18 protein-coding genes and 2 pseudogenes are annotated in these 18464 nt (G+C 62.6%); 12 read left to right on the forward strand and 8 right to left on the reverse strand.

Annotated features, from left to right (window positions below; translation table 11 throughout):
• Positions 1 to 45 precede the first annotated feature (45 nt).
• Together G8760_RS15410 and G8760_RS15415 are read left to right on the forward strand one after the other, a co-directional pair.
• Positions 46 to 1326, forward strand: a complete 1281-nt coding sequence (locus G8760_RS15410; protein WP_207782391.1) for a mandelate racemase/muconate lactonizing enzyme family protein — start codon at positions 46 to 48, stop codon at positions 1324 to 1326.
• Positions 1327 to 1424: 98 nt separating this feature from the next.
• A complete protein-coding gene (locus tag G8760_RS15415; protein ID WP_343074412.1) occupies positions 1425 to 2273 on the forward strand; it encodes a carbon-nitrogen hydrolase family protein in 849 nt (282 codons plus the stop codon).
• 52 nt (positions 2274 to 2325) lie between these two features.
• Here the strand turns inward: G8760_RS15415 and G8760_RS15420 are convergent, their stop codons facing one another.
• Genes G8760_RS15420 through G8760_RS15435 form a run of 4 tightly spaced genes read right to left on the reverse strand, consistent with a single transcriptional unit; the run spans position 2326 to position 5952 of the window.
• Positions 2326 to 3072: an NAD-dependent epimerase/dehydratase family protein gene (locus tag G8760_RS15420; protein ID WP_166352638.1), complete on the reverse strand. Its 747-nt coding sequence runs from the start codon at positions 3070 to 3072 to the stop codon at positions 2326 to 2328.
• A gap of 6 nt (positions 3073 to 3078) precedes the next feature.
• Complete coding sequence (locus G8760_RS15425; protein WP_166352640.1) at positions 3079 to 4119, reverse strand: pyridoxal-phosphate dependent enzyme; 1041 nt, start codon at positions 4117 to 4119, stop codon at positions 3079 to 3081.
• Between the two features lie 19 nt (positions 4120 to 4138).
• Entirely contained in the window at positions 4139 to 5122 is a 984-nt protein-coding gene (locus G8760_RS15430) for a Gfo/Idh/MocA family protein (protein ID WP_166352642.1), read from the reverse strand.
• A complete protein-coding gene (locus tag G8760_RS15435) occupies positions 5092 to 5952 on the reverse strand; it encodes a creatininase family protein (RefSeq protein ID WP_166352644.1) in 861 nt (286 codons plus the stop codon). The genes G8760_RS15430 and G8760_RS15435 overlap by 31 nt, the downstream gene beginning before the upstream one ends.
• 101 nt (positions 5953 to 6053) lie before the next feature.
• Here G8760_RS15435 and G8760_RS15440 point away from each other — a divergent pair, with 101 nt between their 5' ends.
• Together G8760_RS15440 and G8760_RS15445 are read left to right on the forward strand one after the other, a co-directional pair.
• Positions 6054 to 6881 carry an amidohydrolase family protein gene (locus G8760_RS15440; RefSeq protein WP_166352647.1) on the forward strand — a complete coding sequence of 276 codons (828 nt, stop codon included), beginning with the start codon at positions 6054 to 6056 and terminating at the stop codon, positions 6879 to 6881.
• Positions 6882 to 7065: 184 nt separating this feature from the next.
• Positions 7066 to 8151, forward strand: a complete 1086-nt coding sequence (locus G8760_RS15445) for an amidohydrolase family protein (protein WP_166352649.1) — start codon at positions 7066 to 7068, stop codon at positions 8149 to 8151.
• A 104-nt stretch (positions 8152 to 8255) separates the two neighbouring features.
• Here the strand turns inward: G8760_RS15445 and G8760_RS15450 are convergent, their stop codons facing one another.
• On the reverse strand, positions 8256 to 8987 hold the full coding sequence (locus G8760_RS15450) for a FadR/GntR family transcriptional regulator (protein ID WP_166352651.1): 732 nt from the start codon (positions 8985 to 8987) through the stop codon (positions 8256 to 8258).
• Positions 8988 to 9385: 398 nt separating this feature from the next.
• Between G8760_RS15450 and G8760_RS31130 the strand changes: the two genes are divergently transcribed.
• The 7 genes and pseudogenes from G8760_RS31130 (at position 9386) to G8760_RS15485 (ending at position 15724) form a co-directional block, all read left to right on the forward strand.
• Positions 9386 to 9769 (forward strand): FAD-dependent oxidoreductase, encoded by a 384-nt coding sequence (locus G8760_RS31130; RefSeq protein WP_166352653.1) that lies wholly within the window; start codon positions 9386 to 9388, stop codon positions 9767 to 9769.
• A gap of 217 nt (positions 9770 to 9986) precedes the next feature.
• Complete coding sequence (locus G8760_RS15460; RefSeq protein ID WP_166352655.1) at positions 9987 to 12002, forward strand: right-handed parallel beta-helix repeat-containing protein; 2016 nt, start codon at positions 9987 to 9989, stop codon at positions 12000 to 12002.
• Positions 12003 to 12096: 94 nt separating this feature from the next.
• Positions 12097 to 12555, forward strand: a complete 459-nt coding sequence (locus G8760_RS15465; protein WP_166352657.1) for a fibronectin type III-like domain-contianing protein — start codon at positions 12097 to 12099, stop codon at positions 12553 to 12555.
• 7 nt (positions 12556 to 12562) lie between these two features.
• Positions 12563 to 13447: a LysR family transcriptional regulator gene (locus tag G8760_RS15470; RefSeq protein ID WP_166352659.1), complete on the forward strand. Its 885-nt coding sequence runs from the start codon at positions 12563 to 12565 to the stop codon at positions 13445 to 13447.
• 228 nt (positions 13448 to 13675) lie between these two features.
• On the forward strand, positions 13676 to 14005 hold the full coding sequence (locus G8760_RS15475; protein ID WP_166352662.1) for a hypothetical protein: 330 nt from the start codon (positions 13676 to 13678) through the stop codon (positions 14003 to 14005).
• 467 nt (positions 14006 to 14472) lie between these two features.
• A pseudogene (locus tag G8760_RS15480) lies at positions 14473 to 14913 on the forward strand (Mu transposase C-terminal domain-containing protein); the annotation flags it as partial.
• Positions 14910 to 15724 (forward strand): annotated as a pseudogene (locus tag G8760_RS15485) (ExeA family protein). The pseudogenes G8760_RS15480 and G8760_RS15485, both read left to right, overlap by 4 nt.
• A 123-nt stretch (positions 15725 to 15847) precedes the next feature.
• Here G8760_RS15485 and G8760_RS15490 read toward each other — a convergent pair.
• From G8760_RS15490 to G8760_RS15500, 3 genes are all read right to left on the reverse strand, one after another.
• The gene (locus G8760_RS15490; RefSeq protein WP_166352666.1) at positions 15848 to 16480 is read right to left on the reverse strand and encodes a TetR/AcrR family transcriptional regulator; all 633 of its coding nucleotides are present in this window, start codon (positions 16478 to 16480) and stop codon (positions 15848 to 15850) included.
• Positions 16481 to 16492: 12 nt separating this feature from the next.
• Complete coding sequence (locus G8760_RS15495; RefSeq protein WP_166352668.1) at positions 16493 to 16816, reverse strand: DMT family transporter; 324 nt, start codon at positions 16814 to 16816, stop codon at positions 16493 to 16495.
• A 331-nt stretch (positions 16817 to 17147) separates the two neighbouring features.
• Entirely contained in the window at positions 17148 to 17591 is a 444-nt protein-coding gene (locus G8760_RS15500) for a MarR family winged helix-turn-helix transcriptional regulator (RefSeq protein ID WP_207782392.1), read from the reverse strand.
• Positions 17592 to 17736: 145 nt separating this feature from the next.
• Here G8760_RS15500 and G8760_RS15505 point away from each other — a divergent pair, with 145 nt between their 5' ends.
• Positions 17737 to 18405: a DinB family protein gene (locus G8760_RS15505; RefSeq protein WP_166352674.1), complete on the forward strand. Its 669-nt coding sequence runs from the start codon at positions 17737 to 17739 to the stop codon at positions 18403 to 18405.
• Positions 18406 to 18464 lie beyond the last annotated feature (59 nt).

Genomic DNA, 18464 nt, shown 5'->3' on the forward strand with positions numbered 1-18464 from the left:
CCTCGTGAGTATTATGAGTGTGTTGCTATCTGAGGAGGCGGCGACGTGTCGTTGAAGGTTACCGACGTTGAACGGATTATGATCAATGTTCCGTTTAGGGACAGAGTCAAACCGTGGAACGAGTTGCTCGTCGGCCAATGGGGCGTTATCGAGATAATCAAAGTGTCGACCAACTCGCCGTCTATCGTCGGCTATGGAGAGACCCTTGTGCACTACACCTGGCAGCGTGTGTCCGATGATGCGATGGCCCAAGTAGTTGGCACGAACCCGGCGGCGCACCTCGGCAACGACTCTCTGGGCGCTGGCTTGCAGATGGCCCTCTATGACGTCGTCGGGCAGGCGCTCGAGGTGCCCATGTATCGGCTGCTCAACAATCCGAAGGTCCGTGACTGGTGCCCGATTTCCTGGTGGAACACAAAAATGCCGCCTGAGCTGCTTGCCGAGGAGGCACGGGATGCGTTGGTTGAAGGGTACATGGCGCACAAAATCAAGGTGCGCCCCTGGTTCGACGTGCGGGAACAGGTAGAGGCGATTAGTGATGTCACCCCGGAGTCTTACCTGATCGACCTGGATTGGAACGGCATGCTTCGCACTCCCGCGGAAGCCTTGCCGGTACTGCGCGAGCTTGACAGGTGGCCCCGTGTGGGCCTATTTGAAAGCCCTATTCAGCAGAACGACGTGCTTGGGCATGCACACCTGCGAGGGCAGTTACCGCGGCCGCTCGCGGAGCACTTTCGAGCGGACCTGTTTCCGGTCTGGATGCGAGATGATTCGGTCGATGTGTTCGTGGTGTTCGGTAAGGGCGTTACTGGGCTGATGCGGCAAGGGAACCTAGCCGCCAGCTTCAACAAGGGGTTCTGGCTGCAGGTAGTAGGCAGCGGTTTAACCACGGCGTTCGCCCTGCACCTTGGAGCTGTGCTCAGTCACGCAACGTGGCCGATGGTGACGGGCATGAACACTCTTGAGGACGATCTGATCGCAGTTCCTATCGAAATCGCCAAAGGGCTAGCGCGGGTGCCAGAGGCACCCGGATTAGGTGTCACAGTTGATGAGGCGGCGATGGAGAAGTATCGCCTTGGGGCGCTTGACGAAGTGCCGATCCCCAGGCGGATTCTGACCTTCGATCTGGGGGATGGTCGGTATCGGCACTACGCGAACATGCAACAGCTGTGGCGTGATTGTCGCGAGAACCGAAACGTGCCGGTTCAGGCTAGCCAGACTCGGCTAAATCTCCACGATGATGACGGCTCTGCCGGTTTCGCCGAGTTGCATCAGCGCCTACGCTCCAACCCTGAGTGGGGGCCGCGGCTCGACCCGGGATTCTAGGAAAGGGATCCACCGTGCGTGTAGTGAACGTGAGTTGTGTGACGGCGTGACCATTGGCCGTCGAGACATCCGTGCCGCACGGAAAGGCGGTGGACCGGGTGATCCGCCATTGGCGGGATCGGATCTCGAGGGTGCTGCCGGATCGGCCGGATCTGATTGTGTTGCCGGAGCTATGCGATCGGCTTGCTGGCCGAGACGATGAACCGGAGTACTACTTGGCCCGTGGAAACAGAGTTCGGGATGCCCTTGCTGAGCTGGCCGCAGCGCACGTGTGTTACCTGACCTATCCCGCGCAACGCCTCGACGCTGACAGCAGGTGGCGAAACTCGCTCCAGCTGATCGGCCGTGACGGAACGATCTTGGGTACCTATGACAAGAATCATCTGACCATAGACGAGTACGAGAAGCGCGGAACTCTCTACGGCACTGAGGCCCAGGTGTTCGAGCTCGATTTCGGTCAGGTTGCCTGCGTCATCTGTTTCGATCTCAATTTCGACGGGCTTCTGGCCACATATGTGGCTGCCGAGCCTGACCTGCTGCTCTTCTCCTCGGCATATCACGGCAGCTTCCGGCAGCAGCAGTGGGCGTACTCAACCGGGGCCTACTTGCCTGCCGCAGTTTATCCACCCGCCCCTTCGGCTATCATTTCGCCTGTCGGGCACACGATTGCTAATACCACGAACTACCATGACGAGATCACCGCTCGGATCAACCTGGATCGCATCGTCATTCACCTTGACTATCACGGGAAGAAGCTCCGCGATATGAAGCGGAAGTACGGGCCTGAGGTGTACATCCATGATCCTGGCCTACTCGGTTCCGTCCTGTTGACCAGTGAGTCTGACCAGCGAACCGTCGCTGACCTGGTGGAGGAGTTCGAGCTGGAGTCGGCCGCTGCCTATCTTGGCCGCGCGTTGGTGCACCGGTCAACGCACGTAGAAGGCTGACACGCGAACTCATGGCGAACAGATCAATCCGTGCGTCCGCCTGCCTGTATTCCTAATGCCTGCGGGCGAGTGGGCGCCAGCCAAGGTCTCGGTGTGTGACGCTCCAGTCGATGATTCGGCGATCAACGTCGCCGGAGACGACGTAGGCGCGAAAGCCTGGTCGGGGATGTTTCAAGGCAGCCAGGTACGCGTTCGCCACGTCGCTGCCGGAGGTGACCACGTCGCGATGTGGACCGTCGCTTGCGCGCCATTCGTCGTCAGACATAGGACCGACGAGACGCAGTGCGATGACCGAGATGCCGTGGCGGCGCGCGGCTGCGGCACATACTTCCTCGCCGAGCCGCTTCGTCAATCCATAAACCTCGTAGGCGTCCGGCTCTGGATGTGTTGGGTGATCGACGTTCTTGTAGTCTGCGAAGACGCTGCCGCTGCTGCTGTAGACCACGTGGCGGACGCCGGCTTCCGCCGCAGCCTGCAGCGTCAGATGGAGGCCGGTGACGTTGACGTCAAAGTGGCTGACTTCCCATTCGGCGCTGGCGTTCCATCCGTCGTGGCGTCCCATCGCGAGGTAGACGAGCGCGTCGTGCCCCTGTGCTGCGCCACGGACGGTGGGGAAGTCGGTGACGCTGCCGCGGATGAACTCGCCAAGCGCAGGCTCCGGCGGCACCGTCAGATCGAGAAGCCGGAGATCATGGTGCTCCGCGAGCGCAGGCGTCACCAGCTGCCCGACCCGCCCTGATCCACCGACGATGAGGACGCGCTTGCGCCGATGCTCTCCGTTCACTGGGTGGTCGTTCATCGGCCGCTACCCCTGTTCGTCGTTGATCAGATCGGACGCGTAGCTGAATATGGCGGGGAGTCCGCCGGTGTGCACGAACACAAGGCGAGCGTCCGGCGACGTCGCGTGGGTGCGGTGGTGATCGAGCAGACCAGCGAAGCCTTTTCCGCTGTACACAGGGTCAAGGAGGATGCCTTCGGTGGACGCTAGGAGCTTGATGGCGGCGAGACCGGCAGTTGTGGGGATCCCGTAGCCCTGGCCGACATATTCGGTGGAGTTGACGATGTCGGTCTCGGTCAGTGTGCAGGGCAGGCCAAGCAGCGCGCCCGCGGACCTGGTCAGATCGGCGATTCCCGCGGGCGAGATGTAAGCCTCGTGATCCGGTGGCATTGGGTTGATGCCGATGACCTTGGTGGGCAGATTCAGCAGATGACAGCCCAGCTGGAGTCCTGCCTGGGTACTGCCTTGCGAGGTGGTGACGATGACGTCCGGCGGTGTGTCGTTCGACGCCTCGACTATCTCGAGAAGCGCCTCGACGTAGGCCAGCGCGGCGAGCGCGAGCGCGCGGTCTTCACCCATGCCGACGACATAGGGAGTTCGGCCATGGGCACGAAGGCTGTCTGCGAGTTGGCGCTTGCGCTCAGTGCTGCTTTCACTAGCACCGATGGGGAGAATCGTGGCGCCTAGCAGGTGGCTGACGAGCTGGTTGCCTTGGACGGGCGTGCTACGTTCGTCCTGCTTGGGCAGAAGAAATACGTCGAGTCCAAGCCTAGCGCCGGCCGCAGCGAGCTGGCGTGAATGGTTGGATTGGGATGCCGAACCCTGGATGAGACAGTCGGCTCCGGAGGCGATCGCGTCGCCAAGAACGAATTCAAGCTGGCGCACCTTGTTGCCGCCAAATGCGAGTCCGGTGCAGTCGTCCCGCTTGATGCTCACCCTCGCCCCCGTCGCCTCGTACAGGCGGGGGCACGCAGTGAGCGGGGTGGGCAGGTGGGCGAGCTTGACTCTTGGTAGCGCACCCAGTCGCACGCGGAGCTCGTCGACGCGTTCGAGTGCTACTTCTGTCACGGCATTCTCCGAGTTCGCGTCACGTTTCTTCCCGTGATGGATGAGGGTCGTTGTCGGCGGCTTGAATCTTGTCCAGGAGGCGGTAGGTCGCTAGTAGTTCGGAAATGCTGCACGGAGGACGACGGCCGTCGGCTAACGCCGACAGGAACTCACGATCTTGTAATTGCAGGGCACGGCGCTCCATCTCCGAGTCACCGCTGCCAACGATAAGCTCGCGCTCGCCATCGAATAGGGAGCCGTGCCGGATACGCAGCGTCGCCTCGTCACCGATGACGTGGGCTTCACGGCACGGCACGCGGCTGCGGTAGGAAATGGCGATGGTGGCCAGGTCACCTGCGGGCGTGGCGAGCACGGCAGCTGCGTCAAGCGGAGGTGGACTTGCCGCAGCGGCTCGTCCAGCGGTGCCGTGGACAGTGGCTTCGTCGGTGCCCAGCAGCCACAACCCAACGTCGACCAGATGGCTGCCGTGATGCCAGACCACGTTGTCGGTCCAGTCTCGCGCCCGACCGTCGACGCCAGTGTTTGTGCGCCGGTCGAGCAGTTGGTGAAGGATGAGGTGCCGGACCCGGAGCGTGCCCGCATCGATACGGTCTCGTACAGCACGGAAAGGGGAACAGAAGCGCAGAGTCTGGGCCACTGAGACATGCTTGCCCACCAGGCGCGCGGTCCGATCGACGTCTTGGGCCTCGGTCATCGTCGTGGCGGCGGGTACCTCGCATAGGACATGAAAACCTGCTTGTAGCGCAGCTATCGTGTGCCGAGCGTGGAGATCGTTGGGTGAGGCGACCACAACCGCGTCCAGGCCGGGGTGCAAAAGCAAGTCGTCTACGTCACGATAGGCGGAGCGGATGTTGTGCCGCGCGGCGAAGTCCGTCGGATCGGGACCAGCAACGCATACGACGTCGGCACCTGCCGCACGGATGGCGGCGACATGGTGCTCGGCGATGGCGCCCGGGCCGATGATGCCCACTGCTAGTGCGATAGCCGCCTTTGTTCGGCGCATGACCCCTCCGAATCCCTACTCTGTTCAGGCGAAGCCGCTGTCGGCGCAGCCAAATCTGAGCCGGTGACGCCAGTGCGGATGAAGTGCCGGCTAAACGTCAACGCTCGTGCCACTGCGGTGTCGAGGATGCGTTCTCCGATTTCAGGGCTCGCCTGAGTCGGATCACCGTAGACGCCGTCCGAGGTGAGCTCGTCGAATCGGACGGCGACGTCCACGTAGCCGTGTGGGGCTGAGTCGGAATATATGTCGGAACGGACCCCCGCCGAGGTGACTCGGTCGACTTTCAGGAGTTCGGGTGCCAGGACCATGGCCAGGGAGGTCTCCAACTCGCAGGCGTGACCATATGCGGGGCCGACAGCTTCTTCTGCGCAGACGTCTTTAGCCAGTTTCGCCCACATCATCGAAGCCACGAGGACATCGAACTCGCTGCGTGCGCGGCGAGCAACGAGCGTGAGTGCTTCGACGTTGCCGCCATGACCGTTGACGACGATGACCTTGGCCAGGCCTTGCGTTTTGAGGCTGGCGACGAGGTCGAGTACCACGCCGATGAAGGTTGACGGGGTGAGGGTGAGTGTTCCGGCGAACCGTTCATGGTGCTCGGAGAGGCCATACGGCATGAGTGGGCAGATGATCGCGTCTGTGCCGAGTTCGGTTCCGAGTCGGTGAGCGAATGCCTCTGCGATCCGTGCATCGGTCAGGACGCTCAGATGCGGTCCGTGCTGCTCGATGGCGCCGACCGGGAGGATGGCGACTTTGGCGACCTGTTGCGCCGCTGCGGCATCTTCGGTGGTGAGATCGGCCAGCCGGACGGCGGCGGTGGCGGTGCCCATCTCGTTCTCCGTTCTGGGGGTTCTGCATTATTTTGACATCCTAAAGCCTAGGACCTAAGTTTAATGCATCGAATCGATCTTATAGGAGTGGCCGGGTAGGCATGGCACAGGTCAGAGCGGTCAACGACGCACACGTCCACGTATGGTCTGATCCCCCGAACCATCCGGACCTTCTCGTCGCCCCATCGGCGTCCGGCAAGGCTTCTGATCTGCTCGACGCCATGGATAGTGCTGGCGTCGGCCGAGCCGCAGTTATCACACCGGGTGCAATGGGTTGGGATAACACAGCGTCGCTGCGTGCCGCCGGTAACCATCCTGAGCGGTTGATCGCGGTTGGCCGGGTGGATATCTCCGACGAGCAGGCAGCTCGGCGATTGGAGAAAGAGATTGCGTCCGGGCTGCGTGGCATTCGCTTTAATATCGGTGGGCGCCGAGACGCAGAGCTGTTGTTCGAGCGCGCTGCGAGGCAAGTCTGGGAAGTGGTTGCCCGCGCAGGTGTTTCTGTCGCGTTACACGTAGCGCCGGGCCAGCTGTCCACGGTTCCACGCCTGGCTGCGGTGTACCCGGGTACTACATTCCTGCTTGACCACCTCGGGCTTCCTGACGTTGCGGCTGGAGTCTCCAGCCCGGAGTTCCAATCCGTATTGGCGGTGGCTGCGTGCGACAACGTGTGGGTCAAAACCCCGAATGCCGCCTTCTTCTCCGAGCTTGGCCCGCCATTTGACGATTTGTCGGCCTTCATTTCCGCTGGGATTGAGGCCTTCGGCGCTGATCGTGTGCTCTGGGGTTCTGATTGGCCGCTGTGCGCCACGTCGTTCAGATACTCGGATTCACTTGAGCCCACGATGACCATAGTGGGGCAGGGGAGCCGGGATGAGCAGCACGCAGTGATGGGTGGCAATTTTGAACGGCTGTACGTTCATGGCTGAGGGAATGCGCGTCGAGCGGTCTGGTCGGTGGCTGAGGTGTGGCGCGCTTATTACCGGCCACGGAGAAGCTCCGCAGCGAGATATGGCGGTCAGGGTCGCGGACGGCGCCATCGTGGAGATTTCGCCATGGCAAGACGGGTTTAGTGATTCCGGAAGCGTAGTAGATCTGACCGATTCAACAGTGATGCCCGGATTCGTGGACGCACACGTACATCTGGTCTTCGGAAACGGTGACGACCATGGCTCTACGCGAAGTGTCGTGGAGAACGCAGGCCTTGACACGCTGGGGGAGGTGGCAGCTCGGCACGCGATCGAGTGTCTCCGTGGAGGGGTCACCACTGTTCGAGACTGTGGTGACAAGGGATTCGTGACGTTGTGGCTGCGAGATGAGGTTGCCGCTGGCCGTCGGCCGGGTCCACGGATTTTGGCGGCGGGCCCCCCAATCACCACACCGGGCGGTCACTTGTACTGGTGTGGTGGCGCCGTCGCGTCGGCTGCCGAGATCGCCGTTGCGGTGCAACGGCGACGCGCTCGGGGTGTGGATCTGATCAAGATTATGGCCAGTGGTGGCAACATGACCAGTGGTTCGGACCCTCTGACTCCTCAGTTCACCGATGACGAGTTGCGGGCCGTGGTGGGTGCGGCGCACGCGGCTGGGTGTCAGGTAGCTGCGCACGCGCACAGCACTGAAGCGATCCGTGCTGCGACGGCGGCCGGGGTCGACACCATCGAGCATTGCTCGTGGCGGGCGCCAGACGGGACTCTGAAGGTCGCGCACGGATCGGTCGTAGAGATCGTTGAGCGAGGGATACACGTTGTGCTGACAATGGCCGGCATTCAGCGAGGGTTGTTGTCTGACGGGGCGGATCATACCGACGCGTTACAACTCGTAGCGCGGAAGAACTCGGACACCGGCAATCTTCGCGATGACTTCTCCTGGGCCAGAGACATGCTGGCCGCGGGTGCTCGGCTGGTGCTGGCCAGTGACGCTGGGGTGCGGTTGACTCCGTTTGATCTTTTTCGCCTGACCATAAGATGCGGTATGGAAGCTCTCGACCTGACTGCTAGTCAGGCGATCGGACTGGCCACGCTCGGGGCTGCGGAGGCACTCGGGGTGGAAACTGCCGTCGGCAGCGTGGAGTTGGGGAAGGTTGCTGACCTGGTTGCGTTGGCGGGAGTGATTGATGACAGCACAACGCACCTCGGGCCGATCAGGCAGGTCTGGCAGGGCGGGTGCCTGGTTGTTCAAGACGGCGAGTTGATCATTTGACAACTCCCGTCGCTAACGTCGTCGCACGATGAATTGGTCCGCTGCCGCGGTGGTATGGCACCTCGCCGATGGGTACTTGGGGATCGATCTATCTCAGCAGCGCGTCAGCCGCGCGAAAGCCAGGTGAGGATGTTGCGACGTACCCGATCAAGGTGCGACCGCATGAGCCGTTCTGCCTCTTCGGAGTCTCGGGTGCGAAGTGCGGCGAGGATCTCGCGATGCTCGCGGTCGCTTTCATCGTGAGTCATGCCCATAGATTCGGTGGTAGAGAGGTTGCGTTGCCGCTCGGTGGTGAGCACCTCTGCGAGCGCCTCCATCGTGGCCTTCAAGAATTGGTTGTCAGTGCTGTTAACGATCCCGACGTGGAATGCCAGGTCAAGCTCGGCGCGCTCAGGGATGCGGTTGTTTCCTAGCTTCTCCAGTTGATCGAGCACATCCGTGAGCGCGTCGATGTTGGCGTCGGACGCGCGCTCCGCCGCAAGCCCGGCCGCGGTGACCTCCAGGACCGTGCGGAATTCGACGAAATCGCGAAGCGCTCCGTCGTGCGAGTCGAGCATGAGCCGGAAGTAGCTTCCTACGGCCACGGGCCGCAGCTCACTAACTTCTGCCCGTCGGCCCTGGCTGGTGCGGATCACTCCGTGCTGACTGAGGAGGCGCAACGCGTCACGGACGACACGCATGCTGGCGCCGAACTTCTCGGCCAACTCCTTTTCCGACGGCAGGGGGTCGCCGTCGGTGAGCTGCTCCTCTCGGATCCACTCGATGATGAGCTGAGATAGCCGAGCGCCAAGGGGAGGGCGGTCGCTCCGCAAGTGCTGCAGGTCAACGTCAGGCACGACACTTCCTCCCACTGACCATCCAGGTCCGACCGTCTCGCCATCAGGCTACAAGCTCTCCGACTCTTGACATCCTAACGCCTAGGCCCTATGTTCGACCACACAAGTTCATGGCCGCTACGTCTACCTCAAGCCGGATGTGGTCGTCCTCGGCCTGACTCGTGCGGGAGGCGTGTCTCTGTTGCGCCAGCCGTGGCTTGGGTGAGTGCTGTCACTGGGTGAGTCTCACGTTCGACCTTCGCCGGTGTGAAGGTCGAGATCCGGGCTAGATCGGTGTCTGTGTCGAATGCCAGGAACGTTGGCCTCTGGCAAGGCAAGTGCGAGAACGACGAGCGAACGGAGCCAATCCATGAATGATCGGCCCATGTTAGGGCGTCGTCGGTTTCTTCAGCAGGCGGGTGTTTCGGCCACACCAGCTGTACGTCCGGGTGGCTCGGCGGATGCGTGGGCGGTACAGATTGACTCACGTTGATGTGTTGAATCAGACCACTGTCGACGACGGTATCGGACTCGCGCTCTACGGTGTAGACACCTATCCCGTCCGCCGCTACGCGTGCCGAGACGCGAGCACCGGACAGATGGGTGTGGCCGTCGCGTTGTCCGCCACCCACATCGCCTACGCGGTTACCCGCATGGAATCGACCTTTGCGTCCTGGGAGAGTCCGCCGACGTTGCCGCCGCGCATGCCGCCCGCCATCGGTGCTCTGTCCAGGACATCGACGTCCAGGCGTTGCGACAGCGCTCGTCGCCAGGGGGCAAAGAACTCTACGTCGAGGAGGTGACAACAACAGCGACGCAGCCGACACGCGATAAGAAGTCACAAGAACGGCTTGACACTGCAACTCGGTGTTCCGCTAGGCAGGCAGAAAGACATGAAAACGACACAAATGGCTAAATGAGGTCGCGTTTAGAGTCTTCACGATCCGAGAGACGTCATGACATGTGAGCGAACTTCCCGCGAGCCAGGGCTGGCCGGGAATCTCGAACGGAGTGTCCATTATGGCAAAGAGTCGGAAAACCACGACAAGTGCGCCGATGCGCGTCGATGACGGAAGCGACCGTCTTGAGGGCGACGGCAAGCGGCAGCTAGCTCGTAGGCGTTTTCTCACTGCGGCCGGCGCATCAACGGGTGTCGCTGCGGCATTGAGTCTGGCCAATCCTTCAACGGCCAGCGCAACAGATAGTGCAGGCGGAGAGGTTCAGCCCATCACTATCGCCGAGTTGCGGGCCATGGACAGTGAACCGGCGTTCGAGATGTACGCTGTCACCGACCCGGGACAAGAAGGCCTGTTCGTCGTCGATGCCTCAGATACGACGTCACAAGACAACACCGGGACCATCGTGGTGTCCACGCACGGCACGCGATTCATTCGCCAGTTCACCGGGCCAGTCAGTGTTCGTTGGTTTGGTGCCAAGGGTGACGGCTCAGTCGACGACGCTCCTGCAATCCAGAGCGCCGTGGACTACGCGCAGGTTACCGGCGAGCCCGTGCGGAATGGTGGCGCGCTCGGTTTGTCTGTCTATTTCCCGGCCGGGCTCTACACCATTGCAGAGCCGATCATCCTCGACCCCACGAAACGACCTCTGCGAGTGTTCGGCGACGGTCGTCACAGCTGCATCCAGGGGATGGACGGCGATGACGTCATCGACGCCATCTTCTGGTTCGATACAACCAGGAATCGGATCGCCAATGGATGGCGTTTCCATGACCTGTACCTAGTGGCGGGCATACGTCCCAGCGGTGGCACCAATGTGACGTACGGAATCCGTGGCCACCTCACCCGGTCGGTCTTCCGGGACCTGGTGATTCAGAGCTTCTCACGAGAAGACGGAGCGGGCATCTACTTCGGATACGGGTGGTCCAATACCATTGAGACCTGCTCTATCCTCCACTGCCGTAGCGCGATTCGGTCCTTGGACAACAACCTTAACAGCGTCAATATCGTGAACTGCTTGCTGCGGCAGAGCCGAGGACCAGCCATCTATTTCCCGCAGAGTATGGGCGGGCTCTTGGTGCACATCCGTGGCTGCACGATCGAAGGCAACTGGGGACCCGCGATTCTCGTCGAAGGCTCGCTACGTGGCCTGGACGTGTCTGACTGCTATTTCGAAGTCAACTGCACCGAACCCCACCAGCTGAAGGACCGGGATGAGTCAGTTCACGCCGACATCGTGATCGGCACCCACTTACAAGAGGCCGGACCGATCCGGATCTCCAACAACCTGGTGAACCAGAATATCGGGCTTCCCAATGACAACGGATACTTCGTCGTCTGTCATTCGGCTAGTGGCGGATTGGAAATAGTCGACACCCGCGTGGAGAATCCACCAGCTCCCCGAACTCGACGCCTGGTTCGGCTCGGCCCGAGCGCAACGCCGTCGTACCTGGTACGCAACGTGTCAATCCGTTCTACGAGTGTGCAGCGTCCGGACGCTGACTTCGAGGTGCTTGAGATTGATCAACTCGAGGGTTTGGTGAACTCGTTCCATGAGACGTCGATCGAAGGTGTGGAGCAGGTGAACTATTGTCCGCCACCTTCCGAGTTCAGCGTTGTGCATACGCAGGGCGGCGGCACGCTAAGCGGATCGGCTCAGCGGTATCGCATGTTCCCGACGTGGGAGATTACTGCGGACGCCGGCCCGAGCGACATCTTCGGGTTCGTCCTGGACGTCGATGAACATCCGGAGTTGGCCGGAAAGTATGTGTATCTGGCCTGTTACGCCAAACCGTCGGACACTGACACCGGCGCGGTGTTGTGGACCAGTCAACTTGGCGCTCAGGTCGAGGACCCGCCAGGCGACACACAATGGCGAGTGTTGTCCTATGTCGACAAATTGCCAACCAGTGGAACAGTGGAGTTTGGTATCGGTGCTATCAGCGGTGGGTCTAGTTCCAACCTTCAGATTGCCAAACCTGTGCTGGCTGAGGTCGGTGCGCGCTTCGACAAATTCGACAATGTTTCACTGGCATTGATGTCTGGTCTCGGTCGTGCTGCGTTTCTGAGATCCCTGTGAGTATGTCCCCGCGGTAATGCGGATTACCGCGGGGACAGCTTGGCCATGCGAAAATCGATACCCCACCGGCTGACTGGGAGGACGGTTCTCATGAATGAGGTGCGCTGCCCGGCACTACAACACCGCCGGCATCCACATCGGCTACCGCGCCTGGCTGAAAACCGGCACCAAACCCGCCTACCCCTTCGGCTACGGCCTGGGCTACACCACCTGGGAGGTGACGGACCTGAAGGTGCCGCAGACGGCTAGCGTTGGGCAGGACTTGGAAGTGGCCATCACGGTACGCAGTACCGGGCACCGGGACGGCAAGTACGTCGCTCAGCTCTATTTGTCCCGTGAGGACACCACGATCGACCGCCCACGAAGATGGTTGGCCGGACACGCCGTCATACGAGCAGATGCCGGGACCGAGGAGTCGGCCACGATCGCGGTACCCGCGCGGACGTTCGCGCACTGGAACAACGGCTGGCACACCGAACCCGGCACCTACACCATCCACCTCGGCACCCACATCAACCACCTACCCCACCAAACCCACATCCACCTCCGATAGCGGTGCCGTGTTCAGCTTTCAGCAGTTGCGCGGGTTCGTTGCGGTCGCCGAAGAGTTGCACTTCGGTCGGGCCGCTGATCGTTTGCAGATGACGCAACCACCGCTTAGCCGGACGATCCAGAAACTCGAGCGTGTGGTTGGGGTGCGCTTGCTCGACCGCGACAACCGCAAGGTTGTGCTCACACCGGCCGGTATCGCGTTCCTGACGGAGGCCCGTCGTCTACTCACGCTGGCGGAGTCCGCTCCCAACCTCGCGCGCCGGATCGCGGACGGTGCTGCGGGCATCATCCGGATCGGGTTTACGGCTACGTCAGCTTTAGGGCCTCTCACCACGGTTCTGAATGTGATCGAACAGGCGCTGCCGGACGTGGGTATCGACCTTTTCGAACTCGTGACCCGCCAGCAGATTGATGCACTCGCCGCCGGTGAGATCGAGCTCGGTCTCGCGAGGCCGCCGTTCGACGAGAGGGTCTTCGCTTCTCGGCCCCTTGCCCGTGAGAGGCTCTTGCTTGCGGTACCGAGCGGGCACCGGCTCGCTTACCTCGGGCGCCGGGTTCTCGCCTCCGACATCGCCAACGAACCGCTCATCATGCCGTCTTCCACGGAAGCGCACTATTTTTACGATCTCGTGGTGCGGTTGGTGCCCATCTCGCACCAGAATGTCATCCACTCAGTAAGCCAGGCCTTGACGATGGTCTGGCTCGTTGCCGGTGGACGTGGAGTGGCTTTCGTTCCGGCGTCGGTGACTCAGCTAGGCATAGATGGAGTTGAGTACCTTGAGTTGGGCGGCTTGCCGGACGACTCTGTCGAACTATGTCTGCTGTGGCTGCGCGAATCGCGTAACGCAGTGCTTGCGTCGGTTCTTGATTTGCTTCACGACGTTGTCATCTAGGGTCTCGTGTTGCCCATCGCATTGGGAGCTGCGCATAAGGGTGAACCTGCGAATTTCGGGTCTCTACGGTTCGCCGGCCCCGGTGCTGTCCGTTGGCAGGTCGGCCCGTTCCTGACCTGGGCGCGCCAGCGCCGGCACCTACCCAGGTCGATTGTCCTGCTTGTCGGTTAGAGGGGCACGCCTGAGGCGCCCACCGACGCCGAAGAACGTTGGCGGATCGACCAGCGCTTGGTCCGCGACGACAACCTCGATCCCGTCGACCGCATCGCCAGCACCTTGATCTTGCTCTACGCCCAGCCGCTGGTGCGCATCATCGCTCTGACCACCGACGACGTGATCGTCACCGACGCAGGCACGAGGCTGAAGGTCGGAGCCGACGCCCTCGAACTGCCCGAGACGTTCGCCATGATCGTCCGGCAGCTGCTCCACCGCCGACGCGCCAGCCATGCTCGCCGGGGTTCTCGGACTCAGAATCGCGGGCATCAACCGCCACACCACCACCGCGAAAGGCCAGTGCGCGAACTACGCCGCCGACCGTCAGCACTGAGCCGAGAGTAGAGCATTTCACGGACTTCGAATACGCCCGTCCTGCCAGCTGACCGCGTCCGGAACCGCGCTGCGAACTCCACCGTCCGCTGCCAGTCCTCGCCCGATACCAACCCGTCCACCGCGGCGGCCAGGCGCTCGTGCAGCGCTTCCAGCTTCGCGTCACGCTCGGCGTGGCGCGCCCCGGAGTTGGACTGTCTGGCCATCAGATTCGGACCCTTCATCGTGTCGGCCATCGGTGACGACCTGCTCACAACCAGTTACGCCAGAATGACCAGCCAGATGGGTGCCTGAGCAAGACGTCAAAGGCTGATGCGACGATGGGTGACCGGTGGTCCTGTAGTGAGGCTGCATCATCTCGCGGCCGGGGAGTTGATCTCGAAGACCGCAACCTTGTCGCTTGCTGCGGCAAACTCGGCTGGATCGCCGCTGGCCACGAGTCCAATACGGACGAAGAACTGGACTCCGTGGGGGACCTCCTGACCGAGGCGTTCCTCTGGTCGGCGCAGCGCCGGGTGACCAAGACCGCGACCGTGTCATTGCACAACAACGTCTACGAGGTCGACGCCACATTGGTCGGGCATAAGGTCGAGTTGGTGTTCGATCCGTTCGATCTGACCCGCATCGAGGCCCGATACGACGGGCGAAGCTACGGACCCGCGGTGCGGCACACCGTTGGCCGTCACGCTCACCCCAAGGCCCGCCCGGAGACGCCAGCCACGCCAACGCCGGAGCCCACAGGCATCAACTACGCCGAGCTCACCGCCGAGATCCACCACCGCCAAATCGCAGAGGCAGAGCGGATCAACTACACCGACCTCGTCAACGCCGGTCCCGCCGCCCAACTGCCGGGACAGCTGAGCATCCACGACGCCCTCCACGACCAGGGCTCCGAGGGCTCCGAGGGGAGCATGCGGTGAGTGTTGAGCGGTTGCAGGCGCACTACGGGTTCACTCGGATGCCGTTCGGGCGGAACCTGGCACCCGGGATGCTGCACAGCTATCCCGGCCACACCGAGGCCGTCGTGCGGACTGCTGGTGCGTCGAACAACACGCCATCGGAGTCATCACCGGAGAAGTCGGCGCCGGCAAGACCGTCGCGATCCGCGCGGCCACCACGTCCCTGGATACCTCGAGGCATCTGGCGACCTACCTGCCCAACCCCTCGGTCGGGGTGCGGGGCATGCTGCACCACATCGTCTCGTCGTTGGGACGCACACCCAGCTTCTACACCGCCACCCTGGCGCCACAGGCCGCCGAGGCACTCGCCGCCGAACACGCCGAGAGGGGCCGCACCCCGATCGTGATCATCGACGAGGCGCACCTGCTCGACACCGCCCAACTCGAAGCAGTCCGGATGCTCACCAACCACGACATGGACTCCGGGTCACCGTTCGCGACCCTGCTCGTCGGGCAGCCCACCCTGCGCCAACGCCTCAAACTCGGCGTGCTCGCCGCGCTCGACCAGCGGATCGGGATGCGCTGCACCCTGGCCGGGATGCCACGCGAGGACACCGGCAACTACATCACCCACCACCTGCGCCTGGCCGGACGGGACGACACCCTGTTCTCCGACGACGCGATCACCGTCATCCATAACGCCTCGCGCGGCTACCCACGAGCGGTGAACAACCTCGCCGTCCTCGCCCTCACCGCGGCGTTCGCCCGCAAACAAGCCCTCGTCGACGAGAAAGCCGCCCGCGCCGCCGTCACCGAGAACACCGGAGAATGACCACGCCGTCCCGAATCTGACCATCCCGGCACGACCCTGATCAAGGCCCCACCCCGAACCCCGGAGTGGGGCCTTGATCGTCACCCCACTTCAGAACCCACGCTGACGCCGTCATCAGAAACCTCAGTGCCGCTCAACACATTCCTCGTTGTGCTCGGCGTTCTGAGCTTGAGTGCTCTGCTTGCCCTTGAGTGCCGGTCGGTCCGGCGCCGGGCCGTGCTCGTGCGCTGTTGAGGCAGCAAGTTCACGAATGCGAGCTAGGACGGCGTGCCGTTCTTCGGCGGTCAGGTCGGTGCTGGCGGTGGTGTTGTTGAGCCAGAGCCCGTCGGCGGCCAGCAGTGCGAGACGCTGGTCGGTCGACAGTGGCTGGTCCGGGTCGTGGGTCCATCGGCGTACGAGGGCGCGCCAGCGGCGCTGGCTTTCTGGGTAGCGCATTGCGTCGATGAGCACTGCCAGTTCCGCCGCTGGTGGCGGGACCGTGGCGGCGGTGGTGATGAAGGCGACCACGCGTTCAGTCACGGTGGCATCCTCGGGGTCGGTGCCGAGCACCTCGGTGACCTGCTCCTCCCAGGCATCAGCGATGTGATCGAGGACCGCGGTGATGAGGTCATCACGATGGCGGAAGTGATACAGAACCCCGGCTTTGGTCACCCCGGCTTCCGTGGCGACAGCGTCGATGGTCAAGCCACGAATCCCAACGTCACCTGCTAGCCTCAGGGCCGCCTGTAGGAGCTTGGTGCGTTTGCTCGGTCTCATGACCCCACCATCTCAATGTGTCCCGCCGGCGAACTCGATGATCAACACGCCACCGATAATCAGAGCGATACCGGCACCCATCATCCAGGTCAGAGCATCGTTGAAGATGAACTTGGCCAGGATCGCCACTGCCGCGATGCCGCAGGCGGCCCAGATCCCGTAGGCCACTCCGACCGGCATGCCCTCGCGCAACGTCAGGGCCAAGAGCACGAAGGCGCTGAGATAACCCAGGACCACCGTGATCAGCCACAGCCAACTGTCCTGCGAGGCCCGCAGCGACAACGTGGCGATCACCTCCATCACGATCGCCGATCCCAGCAATGCCCACCTCTTCATGCCGCACGCTCCTCGATCTCTCGGCATCAACCTCCTTAGTAACTATACCATCCGGTCAGTTACGCGATGCCGTCCAGGCCAGTCACCTCCTTGTCTCGTGTGTGCCCGGTTCGGATGGGACGGTCGGCACTCGCCCGCGCCATCCCGGAGCGCGGTGGCGATCGCCTCGGGGCTGGCGGGTATCGTCCTCGGCCCCGCCTTCGTGCCGGGTGGCCTCAGTCCGTGTTCGTTGCCACGTTGGTGCTCGAACTCGTTGTCGTTCCCCTGGTCTTCTGGTGGCACGTTCGCGTCGTCGGTGCTTCCGGCGTGCGTTCAGTTAGACGTCCCCGGCTCACCGCTCAGCCGTGAGCTGGGCGAGCAGGTGCCGCAGTTGCGCGGCATCACTCGTGGAGAGGGTGGAATGTAGTAGCTCGTCCTCGACTGCTCGAATAGCCCGCTTGGCCTTCGTGTACACGGAGTGCCCGCTGCTGGTCAGGCGAACGGTCCGCTGACGTTGGTCGTTCCCGCGGGCGCGGACGATGAGTCCGCGGGCGGCTAGGTCGTCGAGGTGCCGGCCGAGGCGGGTGGGGTCGCGGTTCGTCCGGCGCGACAACTCGACCTGGGGGATGGCCTCCGTCGACGCCAACTTTGTGACGATCGCGTACTCCCACATCGATAACCCGGCCTCACGCAGAATCGGTTCCTCCAGTGCCACCAGCTTCGGGAACAGGCGAGCCAGCAGCGCGGCCAGGTCCGGCTCCTCTGCTGACCGGTCTTTTTCGTCGGACACAGACACCGTCGCTCTCAAATCATCTACCGTGGTAGAGTATTTTCATCGTGCACCGCGTTCAGTCGCCGTCCACGAATGACCGTCATCTGAAGACTTCACCGGGACTCGGTCGCGATGCCGAGACCGCTGACGTAGGAAGCGAGGGTGCGCCGTGGACGTATCCATTCTGCACACCCTGACGGAGGATCTCGCGGCGTTCCTGTCCGAGGTGACTCAGGGCGATCTCCGGCGACCAGTGCCGAGCACAACCGGCGACGTGGGTGATCTATACCTGCACGTCATCGACCAGAACGTCAGTGTGGCGACCGCCATCACGGGCCAAGCAATCCTGCGCGGCACGCGGCACCACCCGATGGACAGGGCGTCTCTCGGCGCTTCCGTGGACTACTACGGGGACTGCGGGCTCGAAGCAGGATATCGGCAGACGGCACACCTCATGGAGAACTCGTTCGCCTCTACTGCCGACAGCGGCCTGCTCTACCAACCAAAGGGTTTCCCCGACGCCGTCGAGTTGACAACCCTCTACGAGGTGCAGATCAGCAACGCCATCATCCACACCTGGGACGTCGCCCAGGCCCTGGGCTTGCCCTATCGACCCGACCCTCACATCAGTCAGAGGGTTCTGCGCGCCGTCGTCCCGTGGCTGGCCGAGCCACTGCCGGGGACGTTGCCAGGCAATGCCGCGTCGTCGACGGCAGTAACCGATGACGCGGACATCTTCGAGTCCATTCTCAAGCTGTCGGGCAGAAATGCCGGCGTAGCGATCAAGGCTGATAGTCGCCAGAGGGAGTCCCATCACGCCGCCCTGTCGCCGAGGTGACTGGTCTGCCGTTCAGTTCCGGACCTGCGTGGAATGTCGACCGCCTGTTGGATGCCGCG

Source organism: Phytoactinopolyspora limicola (assembly GCF_011320225.1).
Lineage (GTDB): Bacteria > Actinomycetota > Actinomycetes > Jiangellales > Jiangellaceae > Phytoactinopolyspora > Phytoactinopolyspora limicola.

Excerpts from the sequence above, each read along its gene's own strand:
- G8760_RS15420 (WP_166352638.1), bottom strand. The coding sequence starts at position 3,072 with ATGAACGACCACCCAGTGAACGGAGAGCATCGGCGCAAGCGCGTCCTC.
- G8760_RS15430 (WP_166352642.1), bottom strand. The coding sequence starts at position 5,122 with ATGCGCCGAACAAAGGCGGCTATCGCACTAGCAGTGGGCATCATCGGC.
- G8760_RS15435 (WP_166352644.1), bottom strand. The coding sequence starts at position 5,952 with ATGGGCACCGCCACCGCCGCCGTCCGGCTGGCCGATCTCACCACCGAA.
- G8760_RS15440 (WP_166352647.1), top strand. The coding sequence starts at position 6,054 with ATGGCACAGGTCAGAGCGGTCAACGACGCACACGTCCACGTATGGTCT.
- G8760_RS15445 (WP_166352649.1), top strand. The coding sequence starts at position 7,066 with ATGCCCGGATTCGTGGACGCACACGTACATCTGGTCTTCGGAAACGGT.
- G8760_RS15460 (WP_166352655.1), top strand. The coding sequence starts at position 9,987 with ATGGCAAAGAGTCGGAAAACCACGACAAGTGCGCCGATGCGCGTCGAT.
- G8760_RS15465 (WP_166352657.1), top strand. The coding sequence starts at position 12,097 with ATGAGGTGCGCTGCCCGGCACTACAACACCGCCGGCATCCACATCGGC.
- G8760_RS15490 (WP_166352666.1), bottom strand. The coding sequence starts at position 16,480 with ATGAGACCGAGCAAACGCACCAAGCTCCTACAGGCGGCCCTGAGGCTA.
- G8760_RS15495 (WP_166352668.1), bottom strand. The coding sequence starts at position 16,816 with ATGAAGAGGTGGGCATTGCTGGGATCGGCGATCGTGATGGAGGTGATC.